Origin of the sequence: Bacillus sp. AFS029637, assembly GCF_002584985.1 — a bacterium.
GTDB lineage: Bacteria > Bacillota > Bacilli > Bacillales > Bacillaceae_G > Bacillus_A.
Genome location: NZ_NUPZ01000024.1, coordinates 45,293 through 58,602, shown reverse-complemented (window position 1 = coordinate 58,602; position 13,310 = coordinate 45,293). Strand labels below are relative to the sequence as shown.

The following is a 13,310-nucleotide window of genomic DNA, read 5'->3' as shown; positions in this document are numbered from 1 at the left end:
CCGAACTCTTTTTTTATTTCACATCAACGACTAACTCGTTATTTTCAACATCAACCACTACGTGACTATTGTCAGTAATCGTTCCTGCAATTAACTCTCGTGCTAACTTCGTTTCGACTTGACGCTGTACATATCGTTTTAACGGACGAGCTCCGTACATTGGGTCAAAGCCTGCTTCTACAACGAATTCTTTTGCTGCATTTGTTAATTCCACTGTAATGTGACGGTCAGCTAAACGGTCTTGTAATTCTTTTACAATTTTATCAACAATACCTTTAATTTCATTCGTTGTAAGAGGTTTGAATAAAATAATTTCATCAACACGGTTTAAAAATTCTGGTCGGAAATGCCCTCTTAATTGCCCCATTACAAGTTCTCTTGACTCTTCTTTAATAGAGCCATCTTCTTCTAGCCCTTCTAATAAGTGAGCAGATCCAATATTTGAAGTCATAATAATAACCGTGTTTTTAAAGTCTACCATACGCCCTTGTGAATCTGTAATGCGGCCATCGTCTAACATTTGTAATAAAATGTTGAACACTTCTGGATGTGCTTTTTCAATTTCATCCAACAAAATAACAGAATACGGTTTACGTCTTACTGCTTCTGTTAATTGGCCACCCTCTTCGTACCCAACATATCCAGGAGGTGCACCAATTAAGCGTGACACTGCATGTTTCTCCATGTACTCAGACATATCAATACGAATCATTTGCTCTTCGCTATCAAATAAAGACTGTGCTAACGTTTTTGCAAGTTCTGTTTTACCAACACCTGTTGGTCCTAAAAAGATGAAGGAACCAATTGGACGGTTCGGATCTTTAATACCAGCACGAGCACGAAGAACTGCGTCTGATACTAAGCTTACCGCTTCCTCTTGTCCGATGACACGCTCTGATAAAATTTGCTCTAAGCGTAATAATTTCTCGCGTTCACCTTCAACGAGTTTTGCGACAGGAATACCCGTCCAGCGTGAAACAATATCTGCAATCTCTTCTTCACTTACTTCCTCACGTAATAAACGATTTTCTTGTTTATTATGCGCGCCCATTTCTTCTGCTTCTTTTAACTCTTTTTCAATCGCTGGAATTTTCCCGTGACGAAGTTCAGCTGCTTTATTTAAATCGTAATTACCTTCCGCTTCTTCTAACTCTCGGCGCAGGCGCTCTAAATGTTCGCGTAAGTCACGAACTTTGTGAATATCTTCTTTTTCTTTCTCCCATTTCGCTCTCATACTACTTGCAACTTCTTTTAAATCCGACAATTCACGTTGCAACGTTTTTAGACGTTCTTGGCTACCACGGTCTGTTTCTTTTCCAAGAGCTGCTTCCTCAATTTCTAACTGCATAATACGGCGCGTTACTTCATCTAATTCTGTTGGCATAGAATCAATTTCTGTACGAATTGTTGCGCACGCTTCATCAACAAGGTCAATCGCTTTATCTGGTAAGAATCGATCAGAAATGTATCGATCTGATAAAACGGATGCTGCTACAATTGCACGGTCATGAATATTTACACCGTGATAAATTTCAAAACGCTCTTTTAATCCACGTAAAATGGAAATGGTGTCTTCAACAGTTGGCTCTTCTGCTAATACTTGTTGGAAACGTCTCTCTAGCGCTGGATCTTTCTCAATATATTTACGATATTCATCTAATGTTGTTGCCCCAATACAATGCAGTTCACCACGCGCAAGCATCGGTTTTAACATATTTCCTGCGTCCATCGCCCCTTCTGTTTTACCAGCGCCGACGATTGTATGAAGTTCATCGATGAATAATAAAATGCGTCCTTCACTCTTTTTAATTTCATTTAATACAGCTTGCAAACGCTCTTCGAACTCACCACGGAATTTTGCACCAGCTACGAGTGCACTCATATCTAACGCAAAGATTGTTCTATCTTTTAAGCCTTCTGGTACGTCCTTTTTCACAATACGCTGTGCTAATCCTTCAACGATCGCTGTTTTACCAACACCTGGTTCACCAATTAAAACCGGATTGTTTTTCGTTTTACGTGAAAGAATGCGGATCACACGGCGAATTTCACTATCGCGGCCGATTACAGGATCAATTTTCCCCGCTCTCACTTCCGCCACTAAATCACGGCCATATTTTTCTAACGCTTCATAAGTTGCTTCTGGATTTTGACTAGTCACTCTTTGATTCCCCCGAACTGTCATTAAAGACTGTAATAAATTATCTTTCGTAATATGAAGTCTTATAAATAATTGATTGATATCGCCTTTTTCTTCAGCAAAAGCAAGCAGTACATGTTCGACTGAAATGTAATCATCCTGCAGTTTTTCGGCTTCCTTCCCTGCTCTTACAAGCAGTTGTTGCAGAGTGCTTGTTATATACAATTTTCCAGCTTCTGCTCCACTTCCCGTTACAGAAGGTTTCTTTTTAATTAAGCTTTCTACGCCTTGCTTTAATGCTTCTATATCAACATTCATTTTTTGAAATATACGTACTGCTAATCCATCTTGCTCCTCTAATAATGCAAGTAATAGATGAACAGTATCTACTTCTTGGTGATGATGAGATACCGCTAAAGATTGGGCACTCATAATCGCCTCTTGTGTTTTTGTTGTCATTTGATTTAAGTCCATCTTTATAGCCCTCCAAAAGTTTGACTTTCTTTGACCTTTGATTTGATTATACGCCAACTGACTTTTTTATACAATAAATTTGCTTATGTATTTTCAAACTTATTATTGGAAAAAGAAAACAGGAACATGCATTGATGCTGTTCAAAACGGTACGGTAAATGAAATTATAATGCGTAACGTAAAAAAAGCCGCAATAACGATTGCGGCTTCTTTTACGGTTTTCTTTTATATGTCCACTGACGGTTATGATTCGTGTTATCTGGAAACTTTTCCCCGGCAGTTAATTTCACCATTTGCGGATCTTTCACCATGCTTCCTGTTTCACCAATTTCTACGTAAATTCCATCATTTGGCGCTTTTTGTCCAGAACGAAACCTGCGATTTTGTCCCATTTCCATTCTCCTTCCATGACGTCTTTGCCTCATTAGTATATCCATTTTAGAAGAAAGCTTTTCTGTCATGTTTAGGAAACAAGTACTACATCTCGTTCTTGTACATATATATGAATGACACAAGCGTAGAAAAGGATTTCTTTCCTATTTGTAAAAAAAGAAACCAACCTACTCTAGGCTAGTTTCAAAGGAGAGTCAAACATATACGAGAAGATTACATGTTCATTATAAGCTCCCTCATACGAGCAATGTAACCCTTTTCACAATTTGTACATAATGAAAGAAACATTGTTTGAACTTTCTAAAAAGATATTGACTTTTCTTCATTTCCAACGATAAATAGTAGACACCACAGCACTTTGGGACGTAAGATGGATATATAGTGAACTTTCCATCTACGGTGGTCTCACCGAGTCTAACCTCTTATTTCTGCATATTAAAAACGGAAATACAGATAGAAACAAAAAAATTATTATAAGAGGTGAAATTATGAACAAACAACATTTAATCGCATTAGACTTAGACGGCACTTTATTAACAGACAACAAAATAATTTCCAATCGAACGAAGCATACAATTGAAAAAGCAAAGGAACAAGGACATATTGTCGTTATTTCAACAGGACGTCCATTCCGCGCTAGTTATGATTATTATAAAGAACTTGGTCTGAACACACCTATCGTAAACTTTAACGGCGCTTACGTACATCATCCTCTTGATGCAAACTGGGGAACACATCACTCTCCTCTTGAGCTAGCAACAGCGCAAGAAATCGTCCGAGCTTGCTTTGATTTCGGCGTAAAAAATATATACGCTGAAGTAATGGATGATGTGTACGTTCGTGAAATTGATGAAGATAAAAAACATATTTTCGAATTCGGTTCTCCAAAGATTTTCACAGGAGACTTATTAAATATTTTAAATGATCATCCAACTTGCTTATTAATTGACGCACATGACGAGCATTCCACTGCCATTCGTCAACATTTAACTGATATGCACGCTGAAGTAATCGACCATAGAAAATGGGGCGCACCTTGGCCAATTATCGAAATTGTGAAAAGCGGATTAAACAAAGCGGTCGGATTACAAAAAATTTCTACTCATTACAACATCCCAAAAGAGCGAATTATTGCTTTCGGTGACGAAGATAACGACTTTGAAATGATTGAGTTTGCTGGTCACGGCATTGCAATGGGAAATGCCATCCCTGAATTAAAAACACTCGCTAATCATACGACGTTAACGAACGAAGAAGATGGTATCGCTCTATATTTAGAAGAGGTTCTTGGGTTGTAATCTAAAAATTCCCTGCTTATAGTTTCTCGCCAAATGTTCATACTATAATTAGACGCAGCATGATCGCGTCGATTGTTTTCAGCTAAATAAAGGGGGTTTTTCGAATGGGTAAAAAGAACAAATCAAAACGTTTTATCCAACAAGGAGCCGATTCTATTATGAAGCACGATGCAAGATTCCCGTACAGAGGTACATTAGCTGAGGCAGAAAAAGCGAGAAGTAACTCTTCTTTTGGAGGGGTTTAAATGGGGAACTTACTATTCCAACAAGCTAGAGACGCTGTTGCAAGTGCCGTTTCTTGTTCAAGTGGCGCTGAGCAACAAGATCTCGTATATAGAGCAAAAAACGCTTTGCAATCCGCTTATGCAAACTCTTCAACTGCTGAAAAAGTTCAGCTACGCGAAATGCAAGAGCAATTGCAAAATATTACGAACTTGCATTAAAAAAGAGGACCAGCTTTGGTCCTCTTTAATCTTTTCGAAACAATCCAAACACCCCGACCGTTTGCAGTATGTTTGTAAATGCACCTGGGTCCACTTGTTTAATAACCCTCTCTAATTCATATAACTCATAACGAGTAATAACAATCATTAGCATTTCTTTATTTTCATTTGTATAAGCACCTGTTGCTGGTATCGTTGTAATCCCTCTTACTAATCGCGAATGAATCGCCTTTCGTACATCCGCTCCATTCTTCGTAACAATTAACGCTGTAATCTTCACATGGCGAGTATGAATCGCATCGATAATTCTCGTTGACACATATAAAGTAACTAACGTGTATAATGCTTTTTCCCATCCATACACATAGCCAGCAGCGATAATGATAATTGCATTAAAGAAGAAAAAATACGTACCGACAGGCTTATCCTTTATTTTCGATAAAATCATGGCGATAATATCTAAACCACCTGTAGAAGCACCCCACTTTAAAGCAATCCCTACCCCAATTGCCGAAATAATCCCGCCAAAAATTGCATTCAAGATGATATCATTCGAGACCGCTCGAACTGGAATAATTTCTAGAAATAATGTCATAAATATGACGCATAGAAAACTAAAAAACGTAAAAGCCTTCCCAACCTTTTTCCACGCTAAAATAACGACAGGAATATTAAATAAACTAAACAATACTCCCGTAGATATATGAATGGATAAAAAATCACCTAATATTTGCGATAATAATTGAGACAATCCAGCAAAGCCACTCGCGTATACTTTCGCTGGTGTTAAAAATAAATTCATCCCAATCGCATTTAATAAACCTGCGACGATTACAACGATTAACTTCTTTATAAGTTCGGTATAATTTAACTTTAAATCCATTTCCAATCCACCTTTATTATTCATAAATGCACCGCTATACATAGTCTTTACGAAAAAGGAAATGATAAACGTACAACGTTTAGAAATGGAGTTGATACATATGCCACATACGAGTGATAACGACAAAAAAGCACGCGATAATAATGCAAAGCGCACACAAAAAAATGAGCAAGAACAAAAAAATATTCAGCAAGGTAAGCGTACGTATTCTAAAAAGACCGATCACCTTTGATCCTATCGTACATCAACATAATTGTTGATGTACTTTTTTACATTTTACAGGGAAAAACATTAAAAATTCACTTCATGTTCACTTCTATATTCTACAATAGCGATAACATATTCGGATGAGGTGTTAGCATGAGAGGGAAACATATTTTCATTATTACTGCACTAATAAGTATATTAATGCTATCTGCTTGTGGACAAAAAAACGGCTCAGATACAGTCGCTACAGCAACAGACTCAACCATTACGAAGAGCGACTTCGAAAAGCAATTAAAAGATCGTTACGGAAAAGACATGCTATATGAAATGATGGCACAAGATGTTATCACCAAAAAATATAAAGTATCTGACGACGCTGTAGATAAAGAAGTAGAAAAAGTAAAAAACCAATATGGAGACCAGTTCAAAACAGTACTAGAAAACAACCGTTTAAAAGATGAAGCTGATTTCAAAAATCAAATTAGGTTCAAACTTGCTATGAATGAAGCGGTTAAGAAAAGCGTTACAGAAAAAGATGTGAAAGACCACTATAAACCAGATATTAAAGCGAGCCACATTTTAGTAAGTGACGAAAATGAAGCGAAAGAAATAAAGAAAAAACTAGACGCTGGCGCTTCATTTGAAGAATTAGCGAAACAAGAATCACAAGACCTACTATCAAAAGAGAAGGGCGGAGACATCGGATACTTCGCATCAGGTACAATGACACCTGAATTCGAAACAGCTGCCTATAAACTAAAGGTCGGACAAATTAGCGATCCCGTTAAATCATCGAACGGTTATCACATTATAAAATTAACTGATAAAAAAGATTTAAAACCTTACAATGAAGTAAAAGACTCCATCCGCAAAAATTTGGAAGACGAACGTATCGCTGACCCTACATTCAGCCAAAAATTGTTACAAGATGAATTAAAAAAGGCAAATATTAAAATAAACGATAGCGACTTAAAAGATACATTTACACTTGTGTCTGAGCCAGTGAACTAAAAAAGCACCGCTTTATTTTTATAAAAAATAAGGCGGTGCTTTTTATTCAAATTATTTCTTAAAGTACGTCCAACCTTCTTCTTGGTACACTTTTTCTTCTTTCATCAACTTACCAAGCGCACGCTTAAATGCAGCTTTACTCATATTGAAACGCTCTTTAATGTCTTCTGGATAACTCTTGTCCCAAAACGGCATTGCTCCGCCGCGTTCTTCCATATACTCATAAATTACTGCAGCATCATCTTCCATTCCTTCTTCTTTACGAGGAAGAAGCGAAATGTTAATTGTACCGTCATCTTTCACATCAATAATACGACCTGTTACACGCTCACCAATGCGGACTTGTTCTTTTCTTTCTGTATGGTGTAAGAAAGCACGGAAATGCTCATCAGTTAATATGAATGAACCTACTTGAAGTGAACGATACACACGTCCATTTACGTTTTTATTGCGCATAGATGGCGTCGCATCTACGATAATCTCTTGCATATCACTATCTCTTGCCGGAAGCGCAATTAAACGATCACGATTCGTTAATTTTAACGTACAATATAATTCGTCGCCTACTTCTGGCCATACCGGCATATAAATTGGGAACTCATCAGCCGGGATTAGTATATCTTTTGATACACCAATATCAACAAATACACCTAAACTAGGAATAACCTCTACAACCTTTACCCAATTCCAATCATATGTTGTAATAATTGGTTCCTTCATTGTTGCTGAAATACGATTTTGGTGATCCAGGTATAGGAATACATCAATCGTATCGCCTTCTTCAATTTCTCCAGCTACTTCGTTTTTATGTAGGAAGATTTCTTCCTCTTCGTTTCCAACCATATATCCAATTTCTGTTTCACGTAAAACAGTTACCTGTTCAATCGCTCCTAATTGCAAATACATATTTTTTTAATTCCCTTCTATATATATCAAATTATCTTTTTTATCATTCCAAACAAAAGTTAATTATAACACGATTTTTCCTTTATTTGTCCAACTGTCCAAAATTCACTATAATAAAAGGAGGTTACATGAATATAAGTATGAAAACACTTAAGTCTAAGCTCGTTTTCAGCTATACTTTAGTATGTACAGTACATAAAAAGATTAGAATTTTATTTGGAGGTGCTAACTATGGCAAAAGATAGTTCTTTTGACATCGTTTCGAAAGTAGAATTACCTGAAGTAACAAACGCAATTAACATCGCATTAAAGGAAATCCAAAACCGATATGACTTTAAAGGAAGTAAAAGTGATATTAAACTTGAAAAAGAAGTACTTGTTTTAACTTCTGACGATGAGTTCAAACTAGAGCAAGTAAAAGATGTTTTAATTTCTAAACTTGTAAAACGTAACGTTCCAATTAAAAACTTGGACTACGGTAAAGTAGAAGCTGCGACTGGTAACACCGTTCGCCAACGCGCAACACTTCAACAAGGTATCGATAAAGATAACGCGAAAAAAATTAACAATATCATTAAAGAAATGAAATTAAAAGTAAAAACACAAGTACAAGATGATCAAGTACGTGTTACAGCGAAAAGCCGCGATGACTTACAAGCAGTAATCGCAGCCGTTCGCAGCGCTGATTTACCAATCGACGTACAGTTCATTAACTACCGCTAAAAAGAAAACTCCTCTCATGAGAGGAGTTTTTTATTATGAGCAGCAATATATTGCTTTATCAAATGATTTTTCCGGAATATACACTTTATCGTTTTCGATTTTGTATTTAATATTATTCCTCTTAAGAACTGCCGTATCAACAGAATGAACACTATCACCCCACTGAACAAATTCCCCATCGTCACCGTTGTCCCAAAAACGCAAACTTACGAATACGATAAGAAAACAAAAACATAGAACGAACCACTTCTTTTTCTGCAAATATCTCACCTCTTCTTAAACTGCAGGCGAACTACTAAAGAAAAGAGTTACTTATTTCCGTTTCTTTTTAACCGCAATTAAAAATGCAATAAATAATACGTTCACACCGACGATTAAGGAAATAAATAACCAATTCATACCTGTCTCTTCACTAACTTTATATACATTTGATTCTTCTCGCTTTAAAACGAGATAAAATCGGCCGTTTTCTTCTCTTATAATTTCATCTTCCAATAAGCCACGTAATTCCTTTTTCTCTCCAATCAAATTCGCATGAAGAGGAACTTTTTGTGTCTCTTTCGTATTGTTAATCGCTACTAGCGTTACCTCATCTTTATACTTTCGTTTTAATACACTCATTCCATCTTTATCGTATAGAAGTTCAAACGTCCCGCGTCGCAAAGATGGTCTCGTTTGCCTAAGCTCACCGAGTTTAGTGATATGCTGCATAAACTTTTCATCTGATTTAAAATCCATTAATCGTCTATTATCCGGAATATCCCCTCCATCTAATGCGATTTCAGTTCCGTAATAAAAATTCGGTATCCCTGGCGATGTGAATAAGTAAGTGAGCGCTAATTTTAAACGAGACGGCGGATAATACATATTTTCTTTTGCAATACGGGTAAATCTTTTTGTCTCCTGATTATCTAAAAACGTATTCGTTAACTCCTTTTCCTTAGAAACAACATGCAATCGTGTCAAAGATGTATTCGTTTTCGAAAATGCTTCTACAATACTTTCATAATACTCATCATCTTTACTACCTTCATCTGTCATAACAAAAAAATCTTTCTTTATCACTTGCATATCTTTTTGCACTTCATCCCAAAAGGAATGCGGCTTTTTCTCACTATGTATCACATAACTTCCATCTAGATCGACTTCTTTTATCCACCATTTCATTGAGTCAATTACTTGTTGTTCGTTTTCTCCAAGCGGAAATTGAAATACCACTTTCATTCCTTTTTCGTGAGCTTCTTTTACAAGCTCTTTCACATCATTTTCCGTTCCGTAATGTTCATTTACTTTTTGAAAATTTTGCACGTCTAATCCATCGTACTTTCCACTTTCAAATAGCGGAGAAAGCATAACAGTGGTAAATCCCATGTCTTTTATGTAATCTAATCTTTTTATAATTCCTCTTATATCTCCGCCCTGATACCCTTCTAAATTAACGACGTCTAACTGTTTGTCATTTTTCGGCTCTCCATTATTAAAGCGATCAATCATAATAGAATATATGACTTCGTCTCGCCACTCTCTCTTTTCTTCTGCAAAAGTATGTATTGGCACAAACAAAATGACAGCTAAACAAAAACAAATGAATAGTTCCCTAGTCCGTATTTTTCCCACATGCATCCCCCACGTTTTCAATTGTAAGAATATTATACCAATTATTCAAACGAAGCGCATACGCTGATTTCATTCCTCACAAAATACTTCATGTCAGATTTTCTAACATCAATTATAAATTTTCTGAATTTTTAGTTGATTTTTCTTTTTATTTCGAATATGATATGAAACATAACAAATTGATGTTATTTTTTGTAACATCAGAGGAGGGAACAGAATGAATACAGGAGATACTGTTTTTATGTTTGTAACGACAGTAATGGTCATGTTAATGACACCAGGATTAGCACTTTTTTACGGGGGCATGGTTCGTAGTAAAAATGTACTTAGCACAACAATGCATAGCTATAGTGCAATGGCAATCGTTTCAATTCAATGGGTTATGATCGGTTATTCTTTATCATTCGGACCAGATTGGCACGGACTTATCGGCAATCTCGATTGGCTCGGTCTAAACGGAGTTACCTACGCACCAAACCCAGACTACTCATCTACTATTCCTCACAATTTATTTATGATGTTTCAACTTATGTTCGCCATCTTAACTCCAGCTTTAATTTCAGGTGCATTCGCTGAAAGAATGCGATTTTCTGCCTTCCTTATTTTTATCCTTCTATGGACAACACTCGTTTACAATCCTGTCGCTCATTGGGTATGGGGCGTCGGCGGATGGCTAAGAGAACTCGGGGCACTAGACTTTGCTGGTGGTAACGTCGTTCATATTACTTCTGGTGTTGCCGGCCTTGTATTAGCAATTTTCCTCGGAAAACGAAAAAATATAAACGGTACTTCTCCTCACCATTTACCATTTACGATGTTAGGCGCTGGGCTACTTTGGTTCGGCTGGTTCGGTTTTAACGTCGGCAGTGCATTATCCTTAAACGACGTAGCTTTAACCGCATTTATTAATACCAATATAGCCGCTGCTGCTTCCGCTCTAACTTGGATGCTTTCCGAATGGTTCTTCCAATCAAAACCGACTGCGATGGGGGCTGCTTGCGGCGTTGTTTCTGGTCTAGTCGCTATTACGCCAGCTTGCGGATTTGTTACACCTTTCTCCGCTCTTCTTATCGGAGCAATTGGTGGCATATTATGTTTTGGCGCTGTGTTCTTCTTAAAAACAAAATTCGGATACGACGATACACTCGACGCTTTCGGATGCCACGGCATTGGAGGAACTTGGGGCGGGATTGCGACCGGACTATTCGCAACTACTACCGTAAACGGGGATGGTGCGAACGGATTATTTTACGGGAATGCCACTTTACTGTTTAAACAACTTGTAGCAATCGGCGCAACATATGCATTTACCATCATCATGACGTACGCCATTATTAAAGCGATTAACTTCTTCCTCCCTGTTCGGGTCGATGAGCACGAAGAACAAATGGGGCTTGATATTTCGATGCATGGAGAGAAAGCTTATGAATATACTGAGCGAGTGAATTAAAAAAGAGATGCAATCTACTAGTAGTAGATTGCATCTCTTTTTATTGTACTTGTTGGTGATATACCCCATCTAGTATCGACATAAATATATCAGCGATTCTTCGGATATATCGACGATTTTTTAAATATATCAGCGATTCTTTCAATATATCGACGTTTCGACACAACATATCGATTTACTAACAAATTTCGACATGATTTAAACGTAACATACCCCGTTAAATTTCACACAAAAAAGACGACCGAAGACCGGTCGTCTTTCCCTATTTATTTCGGAGCATTTCCTACATATTGCGTAATATCAACATTTAATGCCTGCGCTAAACGCATACCGTACTCTTGGTCTGCACGGAAGAAGTTACAAACAGCTAATAACTTCGTACGTTCATTTACGTCTTTTAGGTCATTTTTTAAGTTCGCAATTAAGTTATCTTGCTCTTCTTTAGAGAATGAACGGTAACGCTCACCTGCTTGTTTGAAATCATTTGGTTTCTCAATTTTTTCACGAGATACGTAGCCTTCTACTTTCATAGTTGAATCACGGTACGCTTTGTCTTCAACCGGATTTTCTGTATGACGACTCGGTTCGTAGTTTATTGTAGATGGATTTTGATTAACTTGCATTGCACCATCACGTTGTTGGTTACGAACAGCTGCATACGGGCAGTTTACAGGAATTTGTAAGTAGTTTGCACCAAGGCGGTAACGTTGTGTATCTGGGTAAGAGAATAAACGACCTTGTAATAATTTATCTTCAGATGGTTCAATACCATTTACAGTTGCACTTGGCGTAAACGCCGCTTGCTCTACTTCTGCGAAGAAGTTTTTCGGGTTACGATTTAACGTCATTGTCCCTACTTCAATTAATGGGAAGCGATCTTCTGGCCATACTTTCGTTGGATCTAGCGGATCAAAGTCTAAAGAATCCGTTTCATCTAACTGCATGACTTGTACGTGTAAATCCCATTTCGGATAGTTTCCTTTTTCGATTGCATCAAATAAGTCACGAGTTGCATGATTGAAGTCTTTTCCTTGTACCTCTTGCACTTCTTTCGCATTTAAGTTACGTACGCCTTGCTGTGGTTTCCAGTGATATTTAATGTAAACAATTTTACCTTCTGCATTAATCCATTTGAATGAATGGACGCCGAAACCTTCCATTTCGCGATAATTTGCTGGTGTACCATAATCAGAAAATACCCATGTCATCATATGTGTTGATTCTGGAGTTAGCGTCATGAAATCCCAGTAACGATCTGGTGTTTGAACATTTGTATCAGGTGCTGGTTTTAAAGAATGCACCATGTCCGGGAATTTAATTGCATCACGAATGAAGAAAACTGGTAAATGGTTACCTACGATATCATAATTTCCTTCTTCTGTATAAAATTTAACAGCGAACCCACGTGGATCACGCGCTGTTTCTGGAGAACCTTGACCATGAATAACCGTTGAAAAACGAACAAATACAGGCGTTTCAGTTCCTTCATTTTGTAAAAATGCTGCTTTCGTATATTGTTTCATGCTTTTTTTCGTTACGAATACACCGTGAGCACCTGCACCACGTGCATGCACAACGCGCTCCGGAATACGTTCACGATCAAAGTGTGCAAGTTTTTCTACTAAATGATAGTCTTCTAACAATACCGGTCCACGGCGACCAGCTGTACGAGAATTTTGGTTGTCTCCAACTGGAGCACCTTGGTTTGTTGTTAAGCGATTATTTGGATTCATGTAGGGGGATCCTCCTCTTTCTTTCGTAGTAA

Annotated in this window: 14 protein-coding genes; 7 read left to right on the top strand and 7 right to left on the bottom strand. The window is 37.4% G+C overall.

Translation table 11 applies throughout. From position 1 onward, the window contains the following. Positions 1-13 precede the first annotated feature (13 nt). Positions 14-2,614, bottom strand: coding sequence for an ATP-dependent chaperone ClpB (gene clpB / locus COE49_RS13605; protein ID WP_098945926.1), 2,601 nt, complete (start codon positions 2,612-2,614; stop codon positions 14-16). Between the two features lie 212 nt (positions 2,615-2,826). After that, positions 2,827-3,006, bottom strand: coding sequence for a YjzC family protein (locus COE49_RS13600; RefSeq protein ID WP_000531421.1), 180 nt, complete (start codon positions 3,004-3,006; stop codon positions 2,827-2,829). Positions 3,007-3,495: 489 nt separating this feature from the next. Between COE49_RS13600 and COE49_RS13590 the strand changes: the two genes are divergently transcribed. The 3 genes from COE49_RS13590 to COE49_RS13580 all read left to right on the top strand — a co-directional run bounded on the left by COE49_RS13590 (position 3,496) and on the right by COE49_RS13580 (position 4,748). Further along, complete coding sequence (locus tag COE49_RS13590; protein ID WP_088231448.1) at positions 3,496-4,305, top strand: Cof-type HAD-IIB family hydrolase; 810 nt, start codon at positions 3,496-3,498, stop codon at positions 4,303-4,305. Positions 4,306-4,409: 104 nt separating this feature from the next. After that, complete coding sequence (locus COE49_RS13585; RefSeq protein WP_000516818.1) at positions 4,410-4,550, top strand: hypothetical protein; 141 nt, start codon at positions 4,410-4,412, stop codon at positions 4,548-4,550. Then, entirely contained in the window at positions 4,551-4,748 is a 198-nt protein-coding gene (locus tag COE49_RS13580) for a DUF3813 domain-containing protein (RefSeq protein WP_088231449.1), read from the top strand. It begins immediately after the preceding gene. 25 nt (positions 4,749-4,773) lie between these two features. On the opposite strand, the gene COE49_RS13575 is transcribed toward COE49_RS13580, so the two are convergent. Then, positions 4,774-5,631 carry a YitT family protein gene (locus tag COE49_RS13575; RefSeq protein WP_088231450.1) on the bottom strand — a complete coding sequence of 286 codons (858 nt, stop codon included), beginning with the start codon at positions 5,629-5,631 and terminating at the stop codon, positions 4,774-4,776. A gap of 100 nt (positions 5,632-5,731) precedes the next feature. On the opposite strand from COE49_RS13575, the gene COE49_RS13570 reads away from it, so the two are divergent. Continuing rightward, entirely contained in the window at positions 5,732-5,863 is a 132-nt protein-coding gene (locus tag COE49_RS13570; RefSeq protein WP_080743523.1) for a DUF3941 domain-containing protein, read from the top strand. Between the two features lie 128 nt (positions 5,864-5,991). Then, positions 5,992-6,849, top strand: a complete 858-nt coding sequence (gene prsA / locus COE49_RS13565; RefSeq protein ID WP_088231451.1) for a peptidylprolyl isomerase PrsA — start codon at positions 5,992-5,994, stop codon at positions 6,847-6,849. A 51-nt stretch (positions 6,850-6,900) separates the two neighbouring features. Here the strand turns inward: prsA and COE49_RS13560 are convergent, their stop codons facing one another. Continuing rightward, positions 6,901-7,755 (bottom strand): CvfB family protein, encoded by an 855-nt coding sequence (locus COE49_RS13560; RefSeq protein WP_088231452.1) that lies wholly within the window; start codon positions 7,753-7,755, stop codon positions 6,901-6,903. A 231-nt stretch (positions 7,756-7,986) separates the two neighbouring features. On the opposite strand from COE49_RS13560, the gene COE49_RS13555 reads away from it, so the two are divergent. Then, complete coding sequence (locus tag COE49_RS13555) at positions 7,987-8,478, top strand: YajQ family cyclic di-GMP-binding protein (RefSeq protein WP_001040149.1); 492 nt, start codon at positions 7,987-7,989, stop codon at positions 8,476-8,478. A gap of 33 nt (positions 8,479-8,511) precedes the next feature. Here the strand turns inward: COE49_RS13555 and COE49_RS13550 are convergent, their stop codons facing one another. Together COE49_RS13550 and COE49_RS13545 are read right to left on the bottom strand one after the other, a co-directional pair. Next, entirely contained in the window at positions 8,512-8,739 is a 228-nt protein-coding gene (locus tag COE49_RS13550; protein ID WP_088231453.1) for a hypothetical protein, read from the bottom strand. Between the two features lie 51 nt (positions 8,740-8,790). Next, positions 8,791-10,101: an alpha-amylase family glycosyl hydrolase gene (locus tag COE49_RS13545; protein ID WP_098945925.1), complete on the bottom strand. Its 1,311-nt coding sequence runs from the start codon at positions 10,099-10,101 to the stop codon at positions 8,791-8,793. A gap of 211 nt (positions 10,102-10,312) precedes the next feature. On the opposite strand from COE49_RS13545, the gene COE49_RS13540 reads away from it, so the two are divergent. After that, a complete protein-coding gene (locus COE49_RS13540; protein ID WP_088231455.1) occupies positions 10,313-11,545 on the top strand; it encodes an ammonium transporter in 1,233 nt (410 codons plus the stop codon). Positions 11,546-11,811: 266 nt separating this feature from the next. Here COE49_RS13540 and katB read toward each other — a convergent pair whose 3' ends face one another. Beyond that, on the bottom strand, positions 11,812-13,278 hold the full coding sequence (gene katB / locus COE49_RS13535; RefSeq protein WP_098945924.1) for a catalase KatB: 1,467 nt from the start codon (positions 13,276-13,278) through the stop codon (positions 11,812-11,814). Positions 13,279-13,310: the final 32 nt, after the last annotated feature.